General features: G+C 32.1%; 23 protein-coding genes, 1 tRNA gene and 2 pseudogenes. 18 read left to right on the top strand and 8 right to left on the bottom strand.

Features of this window, described 5'->3' with window-relative positions:
- Positions 1–2 precede the first annotated feature (2 nt).
- From rfbH to BM018_RS06625, 18 genes and pseudogenes are all read left to right on the top strand, one after another.
- The gene (gene rfbH, locus BM018_RS06705) at positions 3–1,346 is read left to right on the top strand and encodes a lipopolysaccharide biosynthesis protein RfbH (RefSeq protein ID WP_092319905.1); all 1,344 of its coding nucleotides are present in this window, start codon (positions 3–5) and stop codon (positions 1,344–1,346) included.
- Positions 1,318–2,415: an NAD-dependent epimerase/dehydratase family protein gene (locus BM018_RS06700; RefSeq protein WP_092319907.1), complete on the top strand. Its 1,098-nt coding sequence runs from the start codon at positions 1,318–1,320 to the stop codon at positions 2,413–2,415. Before rfbH ends, BM018_RS06700 begins: the two co-directional genes overlap by 29 nt.
- The gene (locus tag BM018_RS06695; protein ID WP_092319903.1) at positions 2,409–3,656 is read left to right on the top strand and encodes a UDP-glucose dehydrogenase family protein; all 1,248 of its coding nucleotides are present in this window, start codon (positions 2,409–2,411) and stop codon (positions 3,654–3,656) included. The genes BM018_RS06700 and BM018_RS06695 overlap by 7 nt, the downstream gene beginning before the upstream one ends.
- Positions 3,657–3,711: 55 nt before the next feature.
- Positions 3,712–4,734: a glycosyltransferase family 2 protein gene (locus BM018_RS06690; protein WP_092319901.1), complete on the top strand. Its 1,023-nt coding sequence runs from the start codon at positions 3,712–3,714 to the stop codon at positions 4,732–4,734.
- A 21-nt stretch (positions 4,735–4,755) separates the two neighbouring features.
- The gene (locus BM018_RS06685) at positions 4,756–5,868 is read left to right on the top strand and encodes a glycosyltransferase family 2 protein (RefSeq protein ID WP_092319899.1); all 1,113 of its coding nucleotides are present in this window, start codon (positions 4,756–4,758) and stop codon (positions 5,866–5,868) included.
- Positions 5,869–5,917: 49 nt separating this feature from the next.
- The gene (locus BM018_RS06680) at positions 5,918–6,166 is read left to right on the top strand and encodes a glycosyltransferase family 2 protein (protein ID WP_092319897.1); all 249 of its coding nucleotides are present in this window, start codon (positions 5,918–5,920) and stop codon (positions 6,164–6,166) included.
- Between the two features lie 47 nt (positions 6,167–6,213).
- Complete coding sequence (locus BM018_RS06675; protein WP_143280456.1) at positions 6,214–6,507, top strand: hypothetical protein; 294 nt, start codon at positions 6,214–6,216, stop codon at positions 6,505–6,507.
- A 628-nt stretch (positions 6,508–7,135) separates the two neighbouring features.
- Positions 7,136–7,243, top strand: a complete 108-nt coding sequence (locus BM018_RS08340; RefSeq protein WP_200778580.1) for an N-acetylneuraminate synthase family protein — start codon at positions 7,136–7,138, stop codon at positions 7,241–7,243.
- A gap of 49 nt (positions 7,244–7,292) precedes the next feature.
- Positions 7,293–7,643 carry an N-acetylneuraminate synthase family protein gene (locus BM018_RS07990; RefSeq protein ID WP_200778579.1) on the top strand — a complete coding sequence of 117 codons (351 nt, stop codon included), beginning with the start codon at positions 7,293–7,295 and terminating at the stop codon, positions 7,641–7,643.
- On the top strand, positions 7,622–7,840 hold the full coding sequence (locus tag BM018_RS08085; protein WP_200778582.1) for an SAF domain-containing protein: 219 nt from the start codon (positions 7,622–7,624) through the stop codon (positions 7,838–7,840). The genes BM018_RS07990 and BM018_RS08085 overlap by 22 nt, the downstream gene beginning before the upstream one ends.
- Before the next feature lie 62 nt (positions 7,841–7,902).
- Positions 7,903–8,250, top strand: a complete 348-nt coding sequence (locus tag BM018_RS08175) for an SDR family NAD(P)-dependent oxidoreductase (RefSeq protein ID WP_159428225.1) — start codon at positions 7,903–7,905, stop codon at positions 8,248–8,250.
- A pseudogene (locus tag BM018_RS08170) lies at positions 8,231–8,560 on the top strand (SDR family NAD(P)-dependent oxidoreductase). The gene BM018_RS08175 and the pseudogene BM018_RS08170 overlap by 20 nt, the downstream one beginning before the upstream one ends.
- Entirely contained in the window at positions 8,557–9,693 is a 1,137-nt protein-coding gene (locus BM018_RS06650) for a 3-dehydroquinate synthase (protein ID WP_092319887.1), read from the top strand. The pseudogene BM018_RS08170 and the gene BM018_RS06650 overlap by 4 nt, the downstream one beginning before the upstream one ends.
- Before the next feature lie 574 nt (positions 9,694–10,267).
- Positions 10,268–11,167, top strand: coding sequence for an NAD-dependent epimerase/dehydratase family protein (locus tag BM018_RS06645; RefSeq protein WP_092319885.1), 900 nt, complete (start codon positions 10,268–10,270; stop codon positions 11,165–11,167).
- A gap of 242 nt (positions 11,168–11,409) precedes the next feature.
- A complete protein-coding gene (locus BM018_RS07980) occupies positions 11,410–11,595 on the top strand; it encodes a PI-PLC domain-containing protein (protein ID WP_092319883.1) in 186 nt (61 codons plus the stop codon).
- Positions 11,596–11,765: 170 nt separating this feature from the next.
- Positions 11,766–11,999 (top strand): PI-PLC domain-containing protein, encoded by a 234-nt coding sequence (locus tag BM018_RS07975; protein ID WP_200778578.1) that lies wholly within the window; start codon positions 11,766–11,768, stop codon positions 11,997–11,999.
- Positions 11,989–12,624 carry an HAD family hydrolase gene (locus tag BM018_RS06630; protein WP_159428223.1) on the top strand — a complete coding sequence of 212 codons (636 nt, stop codon included), beginning with the start codon at positions 11,989–11,991 and terminating at the stop codon, positions 12,622–12,624. The genes BM018_RS07975 and BM018_RS06630 overlap by 11 nt, the downstream gene beginning before the upstream one ends.
- Positions 12,625–12,771: 147 nt before the next feature.
- Positions 12,772–13,398, top strand: a complete 627-nt coding sequence (locus tag BM018_RS06625) for a hypothetical protein (protein ID WP_092319877.1) — start codon at positions 12,772–12,774, stop codon at positions 13,396–13,398.
- 93 nt (positions 13,399–13,491) lie between these two features.
- On the opposite strand, the gene BM018_RS06620 is transcribed toward BM018_RS06625, so the two are convergent.
- The 8 genes and pseudogenes from BM018_RS06620 to BM018_RS07675 all read right to left on the bottom strand — a co-directional run bounded on the left by BM018_RS06620 (position 13,492) and on the right by BM018_RS07675 (position 19,359).
- On the bottom strand, positions 13,492–13,725 hold the full coding sequence (locus BM018_RS06620) for a hypothetical protein (protein ID WP_092319875.1): 234 nt from the start codon (positions 13,723–13,725) through the stop codon (positions 13,492–13,494).
- Complete coding sequence (locus BM018_RS08335) at positions 13,685–13,771, bottom strand: mannitol dehydrogenase family protein (RefSeq protein ID WP_407640970.1); 87 nt, start codon at positions 13,769–13,771, stop codon at positions 13,685–13,687. Before BM018_RS08335 ends, BM018_RS06620 begins: the two co-directional genes overlap by 41 nt.
- 5 nt (positions 13,772–13,776) lie before the next feature.
- Positions 13,777–14,036 (bottom strand): annotated as a pseudogene (locus BM018_RS08330) (PTS mannitol transporter subunit IIBC); the annotation flags it as partial.
- A gap of 16 nt (positions 14,037–14,052) precedes the next feature.
- Positions 14,053–14,478: a PTS sugar transporter subunit IIA gene (locus BM018_RS06615; protein WP_092319873.1), complete on the bottom strand. Its 426-nt coding sequence runs from the start codon at positions 14,476–14,478 to the stop codon at positions 14,053–14,055.
- 458 nt (positions 14,479–14,936) lie between these two features.
- Positions 14,937–16,271 carry an FAD-dependent oxidoreductase gene (locus BM018_RS06610; protein ID WP_092319871.1) on the bottom strand — a complete coding sequence of 445 codons (1,335 nt, stop codon included), beginning with the start codon at positions 16,269–16,271 and terminating at the stop codon, positions 14,937–14,939.
- A gap of 152 nt (positions 16,272–16,423) precedes the next feature.
- On the bottom strand, positions 16,424–17,584 hold the full coding sequence (locus tag BM018_RS06605) for a glycosyltransferase family 2 protein (protein ID WP_092319869.1): 1,161 nt from the start codon (positions 17,582–17,584) through the stop codon (positions 16,424–16,426).
- Positions 17,585–18,621: 1,037 nt separating this feature from the next.
- Positions 18,622–18,694: transfer RNA gene (locus BM018_RS06595), tRNA-Thr, on the bottom strand.
- Positions 18,695–19,152: 458 nt separating this feature from the next.
- Positions 19,153–19,359 (bottom strand): hypothetical protein, encoded by a 207-nt coding sequence (locus tag BM018_RS07675; RefSeq protein WP_143280454.1) that lies wholly within the window; start codon positions 19,357–19,359, stop codon positions 19,153–19,155.
- Positions 19,360–20,153 lie beyond the last annotated feature (794 nt).

Here is a 20,153-nt window from a genome sequence, read left to right as displayed (position 1 = left end):
TAATGGAAAATAAATTGAAAGAACAAATAATTGCATTAACGAAAGAATATGCAAAGGAAAAATTTTCTTCTGAGTCTTTTATGCCAAGAAAAACAAATATTCCTATCAGTGGTAAAGTTTTTGATTACCATGAAGTATGCAATTTAGTGGAAAGTGCCTTGGATTTTCATCTTACTACCTATCGTTTTAACGCTAGTTTTGAAAAAAAGCTTCGTGAATTTGTTGGTGTAAAATATGCTCTTACATGTAACTCAGGATCCTCAGCAAATTTATTAGCATTATCTGCTATGACATCTCCTCTGATGAAGGAAAAACAAATACTTCCAGGCAGTGAAGTTATTACTGTTGCGGCGGGGTTTCCGACTACTGTGAATCCTATTTTACAAAACAGGCTCATACCGGTATTTCTTGACATTACTCTTCCTACTTATAACATTGATATTTCTATGCTGGAAAAATCTCTGAGTTCTAAAACAAGAGCCATTATGTTAGCACACACATTAGGGAATCCGTTTGATCTTGATGCTGTCATGGAATTTGCGAATAAACATAATTTATGGGTCGTTGAAGATTGTTGTGATTCTCTTGGGGGCACATATGGCGGTAAAAAATTAGGGACTTTTGGCCATGTGTCTACATTAAGTTTTTATCCGGCTCATCATATTACGATGGGAGAAGGTGGAGCCGTTCTGACGGACGATCCTATGCTGAAAAAAGCAATGGAAAGCATTCGCGATTGGGGCAGGGATTGTTGGTGTTCCCCTGGATGCGATGATACTTGCCATAAGCGGTTTAATATGCAGTTTGGTGGGCTTCCGCAAGGCTATGACCACAAATACGTTTATTCTCATCTTGGATATAATCTGAAGATTACTGATATGCAGGCAGCTGTTGCTGATGCTCAAATAGAAAAATTGCCAGAATTTATAGCGATAAGACGGCGTAATTATAAATTGCTCATGGAAAAAATGTCTCAATTTCAAGAATATTTTATTTTGCCAGAACTTACACCTAAAAGTGATCCTTCTCTGTTCGGATTTTTATTAACCGTTAAAAAAACAGCTCCTTTTACCCGTAATGAAATTACTCAATATTTGAATGAAAAGAAAATAGGAACACGCTTATTATTTGCTGGAAATCTGACAAAACAACCCTATATGAAAAATGTACAATATAGAGTTGTTGGTAATTTGGCAAATACAGATGTTGTGATGAATAATACCTTTTGGATAGGTCTTTATCACGGCATCACTCCTGAAATGATCGATTATGTGGTTGATTCTTTCAAAATATTTATCCATCAAAAAGCAGTTAGGAATAGATGTGAAAAGGATTGTCCAGAATGACTTAGATAGAATTTATAATGCTCTTACCAGTGAAGAAAAATCTAAATTTGCTGACTCCATTATCTTGCTGACAGGCTGTGCCGGATTTTTGGGATTTTATTTTCTTCATTTTCTTGCTAGGTTTTGTGAAGAGCTAGGTATTTCAAAGATTATCGGGTTAGATAATTTTATCTCGGGATATCCGCAATGGATTACTGAGTTGGAAAAACAGAAAAATATTTTATTTTATGATTTCAATGTTATTACAGATGATATCCGAGAAATTCCTGAAGCTGATAAAGCTATATTTGTTTTTCATATGGCATCTATTGCTTCACCAGCTTTTTATCGTGCATATCCTATTGAAACATTGGATGCAAATATTTGGGGATTAAGAAATCTTTTAGAATTTTATAAAGATCTGCCTATCAAAGGGTTTCTTTTTTTCTCTACTAGTGAAATTTATGGGGATCCTGATCCAAAAATGATCCCAACATCGGAAGATTATCGTGGTAATGTAGCATGTATAGGTCCCAGAGCATGTTATGATGAGTCAAAACGAGTTGGTGAAACAATATGTTATTTATTTGCTGAAAAATATAATATGCCAGTTACATTGGTTCGGCCTTTCAATAATTATGGTCCTGGGATGAAACTGAATGATAAGCGTGTTCCAGCAGATTTTGCTAAAGCTGTACTAGAAAATCGTGATATTATTATGTTTTCTGATGGAACACCTACAAGAACATTTTGTTATATTTCTGATGCAATTACTGGCTATTTAAAGGCATTGCTTTATAATAGATTTTATGTCTTTAATATTGGGATAGATGAGCCTGAAATTTCTATTTATAGGTTAGCACAGTTTTATCAGAAAACAGGACAAGAAATTTTTGGTTATACGGGAAAACTTAAATTTGAAACCTCTAAGGATATAAATTATCTCAAAGATAATCCTAATCGACGTTGTCCTGATATCACTAGAGCTCGAAATTTGTTAGGTTATAATCCACAGGTTCATATAGAAGATGGTGTTTGCTATTTCTTAGAGTATATTAAAGAAAGTATTAAAGAGGAATTAGAATGGTAACAGTATTTGGCTTAGGATTTGTGGGCTTGACTACTGGAGTTGGACTTGCAGAAAAAGGGTATAAAGTTTATGGTTTTGATGTTAATGAAGATCGTTTGAGTATTCTTAGACAAGAAAAATTGCCTTTTTTAGAACCTGGTTTAGATGAAGCGTTAAATAGGAATCTCAATCATAATTTTTTTTTAGATGTCCCTTTAGAAGAGGCAATTGCTAATAGCGAATATATATTCTATTGCGTAGGGACTCCTTGTGGTCAAGGAGGGCATGCTGATCTTTCTTATTTATTTAAAGCTATTGATGATACTTTAGAAGTTATTGGTGATAAAAAAATTCGTCTTTTGATTGTCAAATCGACGATTCCTCCATCTACTACTGCTCAAAGAATTGTTCCTTATGTCCAGGAGAAAGCAAAAAATAAAAATCTATTAGTAGCTAATAATCCGGAATTTTTAAGAGAAGGCAGTTGCTGGAATGATTTCATGGATCCTGATCGTATTATCTTTGGGGTAAATGATCTGAAATCGAAAGAAATGTTAGAACGTTTATATATGCCTTTTAATAGCTTAATGTATGCTGTGTCTTACAATACCGGAGAATTTATCAAATATCTTTCGAATACTGTGCTAGCTACACTAATTAGTTATTCGAATGAGATGTCTATCGTTGCGGATGAGATAGGAGATATCGATACGGCATTAGCATTTCGGATTGTTCATCAAGATAAGCGTTGGAATAGCGGTAAAGTATCAACATATTTGTATCCAGGCTGCGGTTATGGTGGGTATTGTCTGCCTAAAGATATTAATGCTCTTTTTTCTGTTGTGAAAGAGAGAGGACTATATTTGCCTATTTTGGATCATGTGATCAAAACAAATGATTTAATGCCTGAAATTATTTACAATAGGATTAAAAAAACGGTTGATAAAAATACCACTATTGGCGTTTTGGGACTTTCTTTTAAGCCAGGATCTGATGATGTTCGAGATACACCTTCGGCAAAAATTATATCTGTTTTATTAAAAAACGGTTACACTGATATTTATGCTTATGATCCTGTTGCTAATCATGAATTTGAAAGGCATTATCCGGATCTAAAAGTGACTTTTTGTGAAAATGGGTATGATATTGTTAATGTTGCAGATGTTTTTATTATTACGACAGCATGGGAAGAATTTAGGAAGCTTTCGTCGAGCCTAAAAGATAAGGGAAAATGTATTATTGATTGCCGGTTTATGTTGTAATAAATTTTCCAGAACTCCAAATACATTATTACGACTTAATTCCAGAAGAGGTTAAATGAGTTATTCCTATTGTCCTTTAGTTTCTGTGGTGATTCCAACCTATAATAGAAAAATTATGCTGAAAAAAGCGATTGATAGTGTATTAGCACAGGAATATGGAAATATAGAAATTATTGTTTCGGATAATGCATCTACAGATGGAACGGATGTCATGATGGAGAGTTATTGTAAGAAATATTCTAATATTAAATATATTCGTCATTCTGAGAATGTTGGCTCGGTACAAAATGGTTATCGGGGATACCAAGAGGTGTCTGGAAAATACTATATGATCCTATGCGATGATGATTACTTAGGAGATCGAACTTTTTTCCCAGAAGCAGTTGCTGTTATGGAAATGAATGCTCAAATTGCTTTTGTACGTGGGATTGTAGTATCTACAGATCAAAATGAAACGATATTTTCTGTACCTAATTTTTATCATAGTAAGAAATTAACAAAGGGTATAGAGTTTTATCTTAATTATCAACGTCCAGGATATGAGCATATTGATAGTTTTTTTGCATTAGTTCGTAAGCAATTAGTAGATAAATGTGGTATCATGAATGTGAATCCTCCAGGTCTTGATCATTGGTTATGGAGTGTCTTATGTCTTTATGGAGATGTATGTTTTCTGCCTAAAATTATTGGATACTATCGCGGGCACTCTGTGAATAAAGAGTCTGAAAATATAGATTTTGCGATGAATTTTGATTATGTTTGCGATACAGTGAAATGGATTTCGAATCAGGCTATTATGTTATATCCCGAGTATCAAAGTAAAATATTAGAACAAAGATGTCCCAATATCGAAGCCTCACAAATTTTGACATTTTATGTCAATATCCTTAAGCGTTATAAACTTCCGAAAGAAATTGTAAATATTATCAATAATAGTAATATTATTGAGTATCCTGAAATTTATAGTGAACTTATGAAAATGTCTGGATTAAAAGATGGAATAATAAGAAAATCCGCAAGAATTTTGAATAAAATATTAAATAAATTTGGGCTGAAAATAGTGAAATTTAAGTTTTAAATTGTGGTGCATGGGGATGTAATGTTTGATCTGACAAAAGAATTAGATATTATACTGATTACATATAATAGAAAAGAAAAATTATCCAATATGTTACAGTATATTTTTGCTGAGAATAGTCCTATCAAAGAATGTTGTATTACTGTATTGGACAATTGTTCTACTGATGGTACATCTGCGCTGCTTCAAGAATATGCTGCTAACTATTCAAATTTCGTTCATATTCGTCATAAGCACAATATTGGTGGTAATGCAAATATTATCAGAGCTTTTGAAACGATAAGTTTAGATAAAACTTATTTTTGGATATTGTGTGATGACGATTATGTAGATTGGACTTATTGGGCTAAAATAGAACAAGCACTAATGAGTTTAAAATATGATATTGTTCAAGTTCATTCCGATGTGTTTATACCTGATGGCAATACTGAAAAAGAAAAAACAGCAAAAAGTTTAGTGGAATTAGTATTAATACCTGCAGCGATTTATAAAACAAAATATATTAATTCAGAAATGCTCTTTTATGCTTATCTAAATTTGTATACAAAAATCCCTCATATGTCTTTGATTGCTTCTATTGTGAATCAGAAAAAAAATATTTATCGATGTGCGGTAGAAGAACAAATTTTAGTCAAACGGCATGCTAGTTCGGAATTTGGAAGAGGGGTAACAAATCAAAATGTCAATCATATATCTCAGCGAATCGATTTACCTGTTGGTTTTGCTATTTCTCTTTCGATGTTGAAGGATAAAGAACTGAAAACTTTGACCCTTAATCTTTCTCGAGCTTATTTAGGCTGGAATTTTGAAGGCTATATGAAAGACAGTTTGTATGGATGGATCAGTTGCCAATATAATGATGATTTAATGGCTGTCTATAACGCCTGTAATAATGCACAAAAGAAAAAAATATATCAGATAATATATCAAATGTATTATGAGATAACAAGATTTTCATCTAAAGAAGTTGGTGCTTCTAGATCTGAAAGTATTACTTTTCAGATAAGAGGCATAAAACGATCCTTAAAGGATATTCTGAAATCAGTGATATCACTTTTTCTATCTGTCGTATGGAAATCTAAGCAAGTTTACAAAAATATATGTAATCACCTCAAAGGGGAGGGTAATTCCTAATATAGAATATAATAATCTTTATATTGGTAATGAAGCATGAAAACAAAATATGATTTATGATCAAAGGGGAAAAATTTCTGTGGTGATTCCAACCTATAATAGAAAAATTATGCTGAAAAAAGCGATTGATAGTGTATTAGCACAGGAATATGGAAATATAGAAATTATTGTTTCGGATAATGCATCTACAGATGGAACGGATGTCATGATGGAATATACGAAGCAGAAAATATTTACTATCACAGCTCACACCACAAAAGGGTATATTAAGAGTGGTTTATTCTTGATTCATATATGACTCCCTCGTTGTATGGAAAGATTAATGAAATTATTGGACAGTTTTTTATGGTCAAAAAAGCGGATGTGGATATTCTGGAATGTTTTGAATTGTTTCATTATGGTAACATGGCATTGAAATTCTGTTTATCGTTGATGGGAGATATCTATTTTCTCCACGAGACTGTTGGTTGTTATTGTAGGCATGAAGGTGCCCGTGATGCCACGGATATAGAAAAAGTACAAAAAGAAATTGTTAATGTTGAGAAATTTTGGGCATATATAATGGAAATTGTGTCTCAAATTTACCCTAATCGTGTGAAATTTTTAAAAGCCACTATGACAATACCATCGTTAATATGATGGATAGAATAGAAGAAAATATGCCTGTTGATAGGGATAAAATTTTTAGAAACAGTAGATTAGAACAGAAATATCCTTATGTTTATGATGTGATCTATACGGCTTTTTTTTGGGGGGGGGGGGGGTATCGAAAAAAATTATGGAAAGATGCACAAGCGCCCGGTATAAAGCAGTCTTGTAAACAAATTATTATATTGTGTAGGGCTTTGTTTTACCTGTTGTCAATAAAATCTTGCGGTTTATAAGAAGAAATGGAAAATTTTAATGGATAATATTAAAGAGGGTTATGATGAAAGGAAATCAACTTTTTGAAGATTTATTTGTACTGTAAGTAACTAATAATCATTTAGGAAAATTGGAAAGAGGAAAAAATTATTAAAGAATTTGCAAAAGTTATCCGATTCAACAATATTAAAGCTGTAATAAAATTACAATTCCGAAATGTAGATCGGTTTATTCATAAGTATTTTAGGGACCGTCAGGATATTGTTATATTAAAAAAAAACCATGGATACGAGAATGTCTTTTGAAGACTATGCTGAATTAATTCAAGCGGTTAAGGATGTTGGATGTATTACGATGTCTACCCCCTTGATGAGAAATCAGTAGATACTTGCATAGAGATAGGGTGGAAATTGTTAAAATTGCTTCCTCAGATATCAATGACTGGGTGTTAATTGAGAAGATTGCCAGTACAAGAAAACCTGTAATTGCGTCTACGGGGGATCTTCTTTGAAGGATGCTGATGATATGGTGACTTTTTTACAAAACGGCAGATTCCTTTAGTGGTTAATCATTGTGTTTCTATCTATCCTTTAGAGAAATTTGAATTGAAACTTAATCAAATTGATTTTCTCAAAAACCATTATCCTGATTTGGTTGTTGGGTTTTCCACCCATGAGTGTAATGCTGATATTAAAGGTGCAATGCTTATTGCTTATGCAAAGGGCGCACGTACATTCGAACGTCATGTTGATCTTGATTATGATGGTATCCAACTTTCTCCCTATAATTCTCTGCCTTCAGATTTTGATAATTGGGGTCAAAGAGTGGAGAAAAGCAAAGAAGATATGTGGAGCTCCGGTACGCAAAAACGTGTGCCTTCTAAAAAGAAATTGAATATCTGGATACATTAGTCCGAGGGGTTTATGCTAAACGCGACCTTAAGGCTGGTGAAGTATTAACATCAGAAGATATTTATTTGGCCATTCCTTTGCAAAAAGGTCAGATTTTGTGTTGTGAATTAATGAATGGTGAAGTTTTGAAAAACAGTATTGGTAAAGATGAGGTGATTTATATTGATGCAATCTACGCTCAAGGCGATAATCTATAAAGAAAAAAATTTATAATCGTGGATTATAAAAATGAAAAAATTATTTTTAGCGGATACTGCCAGTGATAGCGGATACTGCCAGTGATATAGGTACAGCTGTTAAACAAGAATTTCAACAATATAACTATTTAATTACAGATCCAACCAGTCAGGAATGGGATTTAACAATTCCAAAAGATATTTCATCTTATTTTAGAAATAATGCAAAAGAATATGATACTTTTGTGTACTGTGCAGGTATAAATAATCCCGAACTTATAGAAAATATGCCTATCGAAAGAGTGCAAAAAACCTTACAAGTAAATCTTCTTGCGTTTTATGCTGTTTTACAATATCTTATTCCATTTTTCAAAGTAAATGGAGAGCATATTGTTGTAATTTCTTCTTTATATGGTACTATTGCCCGGTAAGGAAAAAGCCATATATGTTATGACTAAACATGCTTTAAATGGGTTAAGTTCAAACGGCTGCTATAGGATTGGAAAGTATGGAGTGAAAGTAAATACCGTATCTCCTGGGTTTGTTGATACGAAGATGACCCATAAGAATAATGATCCTGAAAAAATTGAATTTTTAAAGAGCAAAATTGCTTTAGGGTCTCTTTTTTGACCTAGTGATGTCGCTGATATTGTTTATTATTTATGCAGTGACCAAAATAACTATATTACCTACCAAGATATTGTTATTGATGGAGGATTTATGGCAGGAAGTTTTCAATGAAAAATCAAATAACTTTTACTATTGATGGAAAAGAATTTTATGTTCCTGAAGATTATCAGCAGCATGAAAATTTTACCGTTATATCCATCCCTGAAAATTATCAAGTAGAGTGGGATAATCAAGAGGATCCCGTACAAAATATTATTTACACAATGAATAAAAATGCTAAAGATTTTCTTTTGATAGACAAGTCAGTAGCGAAACTTTATTTTGAAGATTTGTCTTTTGCTGAAGGAAGAAGCATTATTATTGAATCAGTTGAGAATATAAAAAATATCTATACGGCGCTTGATATTATTGAGCAACTTGAAAAAATTGAATTTACAAAAACTGATACTTTGATTGTGGTTGGAGGAGGAATAATTCAAGATTTAGGTGCTTTTGTAGCTGCTTGTTTTAAGCGTGGAATCAATTGGATATTTTATCCTACGACGTTACTGGCCATGTGTGATTCATGCATAGGAGGCAAAACTGGTCTTAATCATAATAGAGAAAAAAATCAAGTGGCTCTTTTTTCTGCGCCCGCTAAAGTGATATTAAATATTAATTTTCTTAAAACTCTTACAGCTTCTGAAATCCGATCAGGTTTGGGGGAAATTTATAAGCTTTGTATTATTGGCGGTGAAACGTTTTTTGAAATTTATGAAAAATTAGTAATTGATGGAGCAGTATATAATATTGCTGATTTGAAAAAATTAATACTTGCGGCCTTATATGTAAAAAAAGCCGTTATAGAAGAAGATGAATTTGAAGAAAATCATAGAAAAAGTCTTAATTATGGTCATACTTTTGGCCATGCTTTTGAGATATTAACTGATTATAAAATTCCTCATGGTCAAGCTGTCGCTTTAGGGGCTGTCATTGCCAACAAGATAAGCTTAGATCAAGGATTAATCAATCAAGATCTTTACCAATGCTTGAAAAAATATGCATTCGAATTGGTTGATATCAGCTTGGTGAAAACTATTTCTACGGAAAATTTAGCAAAAATAGTCAAAAAAGATAAAAAAGTTCTTAATGCTGAAGTGTCTTTAGTACTGATAAAAAAGTTGGGAAATATTGTTTTTGTTAAGATGCTGGTTGATGAATCTATTAATCTATTGGTAAATAAAATAATTACAAAGGAATTTTGATGGCTTTTTTGTTAATTGATTTTGAGGTATCCCAACTAATGTAATTAATCGATTAGTTTATGATGACAAGAATATCTACTATTTTATACCTCTCTTCACTCCATTATGGAATTTTTGCAGTGGAGTATAATCCATTAAGTTTCCTGTGGTGGATGGCCGATGATTCGCTAAAACGCAAAAAGAGGTATTGGTTATGGACAAATTGTTCCTGAAAGTTTGCAATTGCGTGATGTTTCTTTTCTACAGGCAAAACATATGCACACGCCAAGGGCAAAGGTCCTAAAAATCAACATGCTTTATTGTTGCGGAGAAAACGGCAATCTTTTAATGTTTGACAACTAGGGTGATGAAGAGCATAATATACTTGGTTTTTTATGGGTCTTCTTCACTTTTAAGGGTTACGGAAGCAGACTCAGCAAATAATATCGTATTCGACATGACATTTAATATGAAGGTTGAATGGATGGACTAGAGAATTTTGAAGATGTGAATATTGCTTACCGTGCAGATAAAATGCCTTTATATCCTTACAGAGATAATAATAAAATATTCTATAGAAAATCGGGAAGAATAAATGAAAAAAGTTGTTATTACAGGTGCTACTGGCATGTTAGGAGTATCTCTTATCCGAAGGCTTATTGCTTCGGATATTGAAGTAGTATGCATCATCAAGCCAGAATCACTGCGTCGCGAGGCTATTCCAAAACATGCTTTAGTAAATGTGATAGAATGTGATTCAAATGATTTATCTGCATTAAAATTAAATGGTAAATATGATATTTTCTATCATTTTGCATGGAAAGCAACATCTCGTATGACACGTAATGATCCCTTTTTTCAGTTAGAAAATGTTCAAGGAACTCTAGATGCTATAAAATTAGCTCATCAGTTGGGATGCGAATGTTTTATTGGTGCTGGTTCACAAGCAGAATATGGCAGAGTATCTGGTTTAATTGATCCAGATACTCCTGTAAATCCTGATCTTGCGTATGGCATTTGTAAATATACAGCTGGGCGTTTAGGGTCGTTATTGGCTAAAGAATTGGGTATTCGTTATATTTGGACGCGAGTTTTTAGTGTTTTTGGCCCTCATGATGGTGCAGATACTATGATCTCTTCCTGTATAAGAAAATTAAAAAACAATGAAGAAATGGAGTTAACTCCTTGTGAGCAATTGTGGGATTATCTTTATGAAGATGATTGTGCAGAAGCTTTTTTTCTATTGGCTCAAAAAGGTTTGGATCAAAGTATTTATTGTATTGCAAGTGGCTCTTCAGATATATTGAAAAATTATGTTTTGGAAATTGGGAGGATACTTCATAAAGAAGATTTGCTGAAATTTGGAGCTAAACCTTATCAGCAAAATCAAGTAATGTCATTAAATGTTGATATTTCTTCGTTAGTTAATGATACAGGATTTAGATCTCGGATGTCTTTTGTAGAAGGAATCGAGAGAATTATCAACTCATTATAAAATAAAAATTGATGTTTGTTAGAGGTATCTTATATAAGAACTTTTTATTTTTTATAAGAGAATTTCACTTGTAATTATATAGTTCACAATAAGTTTATATTTTAATGCAAATGCTATAGAATTTTAAAAAAAAGTAATTCTTGTTTTTCTCAAGAGTATTTCATATCTAATTATTATCATTTTTTGTTGATTATGTGGAATTTTTATGCTATAATGGGTTCAGTATATAAAAGGAAGTATCTATGCTCTATATACAACACAGAGTAAATACTATTCCGGAATTGGAGCTTATTGCTCATGATTATGGCGTTGAAGTTGATATACGCGCCTATCAAGATCATCTTGTTTTACATCACATGATGCCTTTGTTGAAGGTACCAATTTTGAGACATTTTTACAAAAATATTCTCACTCTTTTCTTATCCTAAATATTAAAGCAGAAGGATTAGAAGAAAGGATATTGTATCTTTTAGAGAAATATAATATATCTCAATATTTCTTTCTTGATATGTCTTTGCCTTTTCTGATACGTTATACAAAAAAAGGAATTAAGCAAATAGCTGTTCGATATTCAGAATATGAGCCTGTAGAAGCTGTGATGAAATTTAAACATTTAGTAGATTGGGTTTGGGTCGACGGATTTAATGATTTTTCTCTTACTTTTCAAGATTATACCATTCTTAAACCGTATTTTAAATTATGCTTAGTTTCTCCTGAACTTCAGGGTAAAAGTATTTATGATATTCCTACATATTATCAAAAGATGGAACATATGATATTTGATGCTATATGTACTAAATATCCAGAAGAATGGAAAAAATATGTGGGATAAAATTTTTTCTTTAAATATAAAAGGGATTTTACTAGATTTAGATGATACTTTATATTCTTATGCTCCGGCACACCAAACAGCTTTACAAACATGGAGCCAATCTGCTTCTCAAGATTTAAATATATCTATAGAACAAGCAGAAAAAGAATATTGTATTGCGAGGCGTTGGTTTAATATTCAGTTGAAGGATACAGGGGCTTCACATTCACGGCTTTTGTATTTTAAATATATTTCGGAAAAATATGGTCTCAAAGTCAGTAAGGTTTTAGCATGGGAAAAGATTTATTGGGATTCGTTCCTTAATCACATGACTCTTTTTCCGGATGTATTTCCTTTTCTTGACAAATGCCTGGAGAATAAATTACAAATTTGTTTAGTAACCGATTTAACTACTGAAATTCAATTAAAAAAATTAGAAAAATTAAAAATCGATCACTATTTTAATTATATTGTTACTTCAGAAGAAAGTGGTCAAGAAAAACCTAAATCACTTCCCTTTTTACTGGCACTCTATAAGTTGAACTTATTTCCGAAAGATGTTGTTATGATAGGTGATCATCAAGAAAAAGACATTTTAGGTGCAGAGTTATTAGGTATTCGCTCTTATCAAACTCAATTTCATTGAGGGGAAAAATTCATAAAACATATTAGGGTGGGTTTAATGAATATGAAATATTGATTGTTAGGGTTTGTGCTATTAGCAGTGCCCATCTGTATGCAAAAGTTGGTACTCATAATTTTGTTCTGAAAGCAGGCGGTAATGTCAATTTAAGTGCGAGACAGTTTATCAAAAGTATGGTTTCTGATGCTTTATGCTGAAGCTTGGAAAGAAAAAATGTGGGAAGGTATTGTATCTGTTGAGACAGGATATCAATATTTCCATACATACGATTCTGTTGTTCAGGGAATTGATATCCTTGTGGTTTTTAGTTATAGCTTTCCAGAAATGATCTCTAAAGGTGGTATAATAGTAAATACATCTCCCAGTATTGGTACTCAAGTATATCATTTAGATATGTTTGGTTCATTTGGTTCTACTTACTCTGTCGGTAGGAAGTTTACTAAATCGAAATTAATGTTTGATATTCTTGGATTGCAAATAATGCGTGGACCATGGACTTTTCAGTATAATGTTCCCAGTTCTCTATCTAATTACCAACGTATCATGAAAAATTCTGGCACTGTTTTGGCAATAGGGTTGAATTTTCCTTTAGCTTCTCAATATATCATGGATAGTGGTTTTATTGTTGGGTTACGTCATTCAATAATTTTTTTATTACCTGTGACTAATGGAGAAAATGGCGAACATCCTCTTAAAGACTCGATTCTCAATAAAAGAACTGCTGATTATATTTTTATAATATACAGCTTTCGATTGGTTTTATGGTTGGAGGGTTAGCTCTTAATTATTAAGAGCTAAGAGCCGAAATCCTAGAGATTATGAAAAGATAATCTCTAGGATTTCGTTTATACGTAAAATTGTTCATTAGAATTATTTATTTAAGCATGTAATTTCTATTATTCCTTGTTTAAGGCTATGTTGTTTTAGTATTTTCTGCATTTCTATACTACTTACATCATCATCATCATCATTTTGAAATAATAATGCATTCTTAATGCCAATTAATAGATTATTGAATGGTAAATTGTATTCAATAGCTCCTAAAGCTGGTTTGGTAAGCCTGTCATTTTTTGGTAAATTTACGCATAGGATCTCGTCCCACACGTGCGATTTCATCATCTAGATATGGATTTTTAAATCGGCTAAGTATCTTGAAAATATGGGAATAAATAACCCAACAATCAACCCTACAGTCATAATTGTGTCAAGACCCCTACCTCGATGTTGATATACAATGCTACCTCCTAAGTAACCAATAAGTAAAGGTAAATAATCATAGAATCAACAAGAGTTGTTAATTTTTCATTAGGAACCCAGCCTGAAGGAATAAAAAAATGCAGTAATCAGTCCCCAAACAATAAAAGCTCCAAATTGCTAAGATATCGTCCGAATTTTTGGATTTTTTCTAAATTCATTAATAACTCCTAGTTTTTATAGCAATTCTAATACTGATTCTGAGGATAGGGAATTTTTGATTTTTTCCAATAATTCTTCATTCCCCAGTAAATCAGCAATTGCTTCAATAATTTCTATATGAGAATCTGGTGATTCTGCAGCTAAACATAAAATAAACCAGGCTTTTTGATCACCTGGAAAAAGCACGTCATTTCTTAGGATAAGTAGAGAAAGTCCGTTCTTATGCGCTCCTTCTTCAGGGCGTGCGTGAGGCATAGCGATACCAGGCATTAAAATCATATAAGAACCTAAAGTTTTGATATTATTAACCATAGCTTGTTGATACTGTTCATTAATAGTTTTGTCTTTCAGTAAAGGATTAGAAGCGATAATAACAGCTTCTTCCCAGTTATTAACAGAATCGAGTATTTGAATGTTATTCTTTAACATTTCTTTTAACATATAAAATCCTTATTTTTATTTTATAATAAAGTATCATTATAAAATATATTTTTATTTTGTCAAATAATAAAAATATTTTGTTATTTGCATCTTGTTGAACATCTTAGGCTTACAGATAAAAATTGTTTATACTATTGTTAATTCTAGGTGTAGTAAATAGAAAACATTTTGTTTCTTTAATATTAGTATAAAAAGCTTGATTTATACATTAACAAATTATAGGACATGTGTTTGATTAATAATGATATCAATATTTATTCTATTGTATTTCAAAATCTAATAAATATCATCTTTTTTAAGGATTAAAGTTGTGGATGTTGGTATTCATAATTTTATGAAATTTTTTTTATCAAATAGAGAACAAATCTTTCTTCTATTATTTCTTTCTTATCCTGCTAGGAATTCTCAACTAAGCCTAATAAAAAATCTCTCTAAACATAGAGAGATTTTTTATTTTTTTATTTTGCTGTGAGGCATACTGCTGTAAGCCAAGAAATTGGCTTGTTATAGTGTGGAAGGAAAAAGAAATCTGTAAGTGCTAGGTGATCAACAGTCATTTTCTGCTCGATTGCGAGCGAAAATGTATGAATTACTTCTGTATGATTTTCTGTAGATTGAATTTGTGCTCCTAGGAGTCTTCTTGTTAGTGCATCATATACTACTTTCACCCTTACAGGAACATAGGTAGGCATAAATTCAGGACGTGCGGCGTCTTCTATAAAATTTGAAAGAACTTGGTACCCTCTCTTTTGTGCTGTCAATTCAGAAAATCCAGTAGATGCCATATTCAGGTTATAAATTTTAATAGCGTTTGACCCTTGTACCCCAGAAAATGGAACTTTATGTTCCACAATGTTAGCTGCGCATAAAATGCCCATACGTACTGCATTTGTCGCTAAGGCAATATAATCTGAACCTTGAACAACATTAGATAAAACAGCAGCACAATCCCCACAAGCATAGACATCAGGATTTGAGGTTTGAAGATATTGGTTAACAATCAAAGCTCCATTTTCAATGGTTTTGAGTTTGTTTTGATAAAGTGTTGTATTGGGATGAAATCCTGTAGAGAGAACGATCATATCTGTTTTATAAACTCCTTTATCTGTGATGATTTCCGAAACTTTTTGACCTGTTCCTTTAATTTCGAGTACTTTTTCTTTAGTATGCACCGCAACACCATGATCTTTTAGTGTTTTTTCAACTATTTCTGTGAATTCAGGGTCAAAATAGTTTCCTAAGACACAATCTGCTCCTTCTATAACACGTACTTCTTTACCGAGTTCTTGGAAGGCTTCTACAAGCTCTACTCCTATATAGCCTGCTCCTACCACAGTAACATGTTTTATTTCGGGTTTAGCGGCGTATTCAATGATGTATTTGGCATGATCGTATGTTTTTGAAAGAAAAACACCTTCCAGATCCACGCCCGGAAATGATGGGATATTAGGCCAAGATCCTGTTGCAAGAACCAGTTTGTCATATTTGTCTTCGAAAACTTCGCCACTCTTCAAGTTTTTAACTTGAAGAGTTTTTTTGTCAAAATCAACCGACAAAACCTCGTGATGCATATTGACTTTAATCCCTTTTTTTTGTAATTCTTCTGCTGTCGCATAAAACAAACCTTTAGGATCTTTTATTGTTTTCCCCACCCATAATGCAATACCGCATGCAAGAAAAGAAATGTTATCGCTTTTTTCGTAAGTGACTACCTCAATGTCTTTATTATAGGCGTAAACATTATTAACAAAGGCTGTGCCTGCATGATTATTACCAATGACAATGATTTTCATTGTTTCCTCCAAAGTGAATTAATATATTTAAAATCGGAAAATATCTTAATTATGTGATGTATTTCACATAATTAATACTATTTAAGTATATATACTTTCTTCCTAAATTGTCAAAAATTAATTGTTTTAATCGATTAATGATTGATTGTTATTCAGAATGAGAAGTGTCGTAATGATTTTTTTATATGGATATATAATTTTTTGATGATGTTGATTATTTTATGGATAATATTTCTGAGAAAACTGCTAGGTGGAATAAATTTATTAATAATTTTTCTTATGCAATGAAATATTTCTAAAACTTTTTGTTCATTTGCAGACAGAGTATTATCCAGTGCTGCGGTTGGTATTACTGGTTGCCTGTATAATAATTGGTAATATTCATTGATTCCTACCATATTAGTATAATCCCACATCAAGTGAAGATTTTGTAGTTCTTGTGCCACTTGTAATTGTTTTTCTTTATCAGATAAGGAAATATGTAAACTCCAGGTGTAAGACATTTGATACAAATATCCCATAAGTTCAATAAGTAGTTCTGGAGACAGGTTATTTTGTTTAGCTGCAGCATAGACATGGGATGTAACTCTGATAGTATCAGTAAGATTTTTGGTATAACGTTTGGGATTAATACCGGTGGTTGTGATTCCTACACCATGTCGGTATTCATAAAGCCTGTTAGGGATGGATATAATTTTATCAATCGGTATGCTCAACGCTAAGGTAAATATTTGCATCAGGTCTTCATAAAGAGTAATATGAGTATTTTGGGGGAGTAGGGAAAGAAGTTTTTGTATTAGTTCTTTTTTAATTACGTAGGAACACATACAATTATCAAGATTACGCGTAAACAATATATGAAGCCATTGATCCTGAGTTAGTTCGAGAGATTTTGGAATAAACATTTCGCAAGTTTTAATCGGATGATTTTTATTAGGATGATGATATGTATGCATACTGATATGTAGTATGTCATTATTGTATGCCTGAAAAGTTTGATAAATAATTTCGCATGCATTTTTGGTGAGTGTATCGTCTGAATCTAAACTTTGAATATATTCTCCTCGAGCAATTTTATAACCTTCCATACGTGCATTCAAAGTGCCCATGTTATGGGGTAGATCAATAAATATAATACGATTATCTTGTTTTTGAAATTTTTGTACAATTTCACGACAATTATTTGGTGAACAATCGTTTACAACAATGATTTCGATTTCTTTTAATGTTTGATTAATACATGACTCTAAACATTCTGATAAAAAATCTTCTGTGCCATATACAGGGATAACAATCGAGATTTTGATACTCATAATGACCTCCCAATAAAGGGAGCAATGTTTTGATTAATATCAACTGTTTGGTATGTAGATAGATAAGAAAATTAATAATGTCAAATTTTACATTCATATTTTCCCAATCCCTAATTTATTATAGTATGTAATTGGTTTTTTGTCAATACTAATTTGGAATAATACATTGCCTGTATATCTATTTTTAAACAAATTGCAATTTGTTTAGTTTGAGTATTATTTTTATAGTAGATTTTTACATATTCACTATTTGGTTATAATTATGATATAATAACAAATAAAATATATCCATAAATATATTTTTATGAAAATTAATATATTTAAATGGTATTTATTGTTTTTGTTGATATATTGTGTTATCCTTATTTTCTATAACTTATAATGACGATTTTGCTTATTCTGTAATTAGCAATCCTTTTCTCTTACGATAGAATAAATATCGACACACGCATGTTTAATTTTCTATATTTCATTACTTATTATATGTTGAATTATATGCAATTATTATATAAAATTCTTGATGAGAGATCAAACGCAATTTTTAAATTCAAGGCTTTGGACGCGTGGCGTTTTTATCAGGTTTAGTGTGCGATCTTTCCCACCAGTGTTTGTATTTCTTTGCTTTAGGATGATGCCGATAATGGCTCGGATTCAGCGTTCTTTGATCTTGAATTCGGCGGAAAGATCGGAATATGAGGTACCGCGACGCCATTTTTGGAAGAGATTTCGGTCGCGGACGAGGCGTTTTTCTGCATTGGCATTGGGGATCCGGAGCTTTTTATCGGAAAAAGAAATGCAGAATTGCAAGAACTTTGACTTGTCCGGTGCCGGTGCTGAAGGTTTCGATGCGGTGGATGAGTTTTAGTGTTTCTAAGGGCCTGACGTGCCAAGTCAAGGGATGCCTTGTGTTCGTCTCCTGTAAATTGATAAGATTTTCTGTCTGTACAATTTATGTATAAATTCTGTACAGTTTTAAAATAAAAAAGCAAGTGCAGAAATTATCTATACTTGCTTATATTAAAAGAACCAAAGTTCCCAGCCCCCTGTGGGACTTGAACCCACGGCCCTCTGATTACAAATCAGATGCTCTACCAACTGAGCTAAAGAGGCAGCTTTAAAATTATAAGATAATTTAATAAAATTGTCAAGAAAAATCTCATTTTTTAATTTTTGTTAATTCTAAAATTGTTACATTAGATATTAATTTAACGATGAAGAATTTTTATTTTCCAAACATATATCCCAAAAGAAATTTAATTTATAATCGATATAATCAGTTGTGAGTTAAGTTTTTCTATTTGTATCTTTTCCGCTAAAAAATTGACTCAATCTTGAAATAGAGTTGGTAGTTAAGAGGTAATGGAATGTCGAAAGCCGGCAAGAAATCCGTTATTCATAGTATTGCAATCTTAAAGGTAGGTTCATACCAATATCAAAATAGCAGTCTACTCTTTTTGAGTTGCAATACTTTTGTCTTCGTAATATGACAAAAGTTTCATATTTCCGAAAGTCAGGGTTAAATCCAGAATATCAACTATGGGTTTTGCATTGGAAAATTGATGTCCGACTTAATATGTTGCACTTAAAGATCCATAAGTTTCCCTTGCTTGTGCATAGATTCCGGGAGGCAGTATATATAAAACTAAGGATTTTGTGATTTTATTGAAAGATATGCCAAAACCAATAAGTGTATCAACGCTATGGACGATAGTTGTATGGGCAGAGAAAAATTGATATCCTAAGTCAATATTGAATCCTCCATCTAACGTTTTCATTTCTAAAGAATCAGGTTGGCTATTTATTTCAGTAATTACTCTGTCTATAACTATTGATTTAGATGTCGATAATCCTCCACCTGCTTTGATTATGAAGTTATGACGTCCTACTTTTGCGTGAATCTGAGTTGATAGTAAAATAAAACTTAAATTAATATTCTTCTTATGGAATACGCTCCTGGAAATTTTTATATTGAGAAATACTAAAATACATAAGTGTAATATAAAAAGAAAAAATAAGGCAAGTCAATTATTATCTTAAAATAGAAAATTATTTTATATTTATTTGCTGGAACAAAAATCTTCAGTTTTCCTCTATTATTATGTTTGTTAAGAGAAGTTTGATTTGAGTCTATTATAAGTTTAGTTTGGCACCTGAACGAAGCTAAGCGCTGACGAGCTTAGAAGGTAATTTGAGAAGAAAAACCTCAGACACCTGAGACCTGAAGAACCTGTATCTTGCTTGAACGCCCAGTATCGAGATTAAACTTAAGGATGGGGTGTTTCTTAATTCAAGTTTAATTCCTGACCCTCGGACATAAAATTTTCTCTTCGAGAGCGTTGTAAAAACTTTTAGATCCTGTTTTTATCGTGTTTCACAGCTGTTTTATCACCGTTTTAAGAACGAAACGGAGCCCCTCTAATATTTAAAAATTTTGTTTAAAATTGATCCAATTCTTGGACATTTTCTTTAAGCACTTGTATTTCTTTGCTTTAGGATGATGCCGATAATGGCTCGGATTCAGCGTTCTTTGATCTTGAATTCGGCGGAAAGATCGGAATATGAGGTACCG

It is taken from the genome of Brevinema andersonii (genome assembly GCF_900112165.1).
In the GTDB taxonomy this organism is placed as follows: domain Bacteria; phylum Spirochaetota; class Brevinematia; order Brevinematales; family Brevinemataceae; genus Brevinema; species Brevinema andersonii.
The sequence above is the reverse complement of the archived record's forward strand: the minus strand, read 5'-3'. Positions and strand labels throughout refer to the sequence as shown.

Bases quoted from the DNA above. Each gene is read 5' to 3' on its own strand.
- rfbH (WP_092319905.1), top strand. From the start codon at position 3: ATGGAAAATAAATTGAAAGAACAAATAATTGCATTAACGAAAGAATAT.
- BM018_RS06675 (WP_143280456.1), top strand. From the start codon at position 6,214: ATGGTCAAAAAAGCGGATGTGGATATTCTGGAATGTTTTGAATTGTTT.
- BM018_RS06685 (WP_092319899.1), top strand. From the start codon at position 4,756: ATGTTTGATCTGACAAAAGAATTAGATATTATACTGATTACATATAAT.
- BM018_RS06650 (WP_092319887.1), top strand. From the start codon at position 8,557: ATGAAAAATCAAATAACTTTTACTATTGATGGAAAAGAATTTTATGTT.
- BM018_RS06605 (WP_092319869.1), bottom strand. From the start codon at position 17,584: ATGAGTATCAAAATCTCGATTGTTATCCCTGTATATGGCACAGAAGAT.
- BM018_RS06695 (WP_092319903.1), top strand. From the start codon at position 2,409: ATGGTAACAGTATTTGGCTTAGGATTTGTGGGCTTGACTACTGGAGTT.
- BM018_RS07675 (WP_143280454.1), bottom strand. From the start codon at position 19,359: ATGAAAACGTTAGATGGAGGATTCAATATTGACTTAGGATATCAATTT.
- BM018_RS06680 (WP_092319897.1), top strand. From the start codon at position 5,918: ATGATTTATGATCAAAGGGGAAAAATTTCTGTGGTGATTCCAACCTAT.
- BM018_RS07975 (WP_200778578.1), top strand. From the start codon at position 11,766: ATGAAATTTAAACATTTAGTAGATTGGGTTTGGGTCGACGGATTTAAT.
- BM018_RS06690 (WP_092319901.1), top strand. From the start codon at position 3,712: ATGAGTTATTCCTATTGTCCTTTAGTTTCTGTGGTGATTCCAACCTAT.
- BM018_RS06610 (WP_092319871.1), bottom strand. From the start codon at position 16,271: ATGAAAATCATTGTCATTGGTAATAATCATGCAGGCACAGCCTTTGTT.
- BM018_RS06645 (WP_092319885.1), top strand. From the start codon at position 10,268: ATGAAAAAAGTTGTTATTACAGGTGCTACTGGCATGTTAGGAGTATCT.
- BM018_RS06615 (WP_092319873.1), bottom strand. From the start codon at position 14,478: ATGTTAAAAGAAATGTTAAAGAATAACATTCAAATACTCGATTCTGTT.
- BM018_RS07980 (WP_092319883.1), top strand. From the start codon at position 11,410: ATGCTCTATATACAACACAGAGTAAATACTATTCCGGAATTGGAGCTT.
- BM018_RS06630 (WP_159428223.1), top strand. From the start codon at position 11,989: ATGTGGGATAAAATTTTTTCTTTAAATATAAAAGGGATTTTACTAGAT.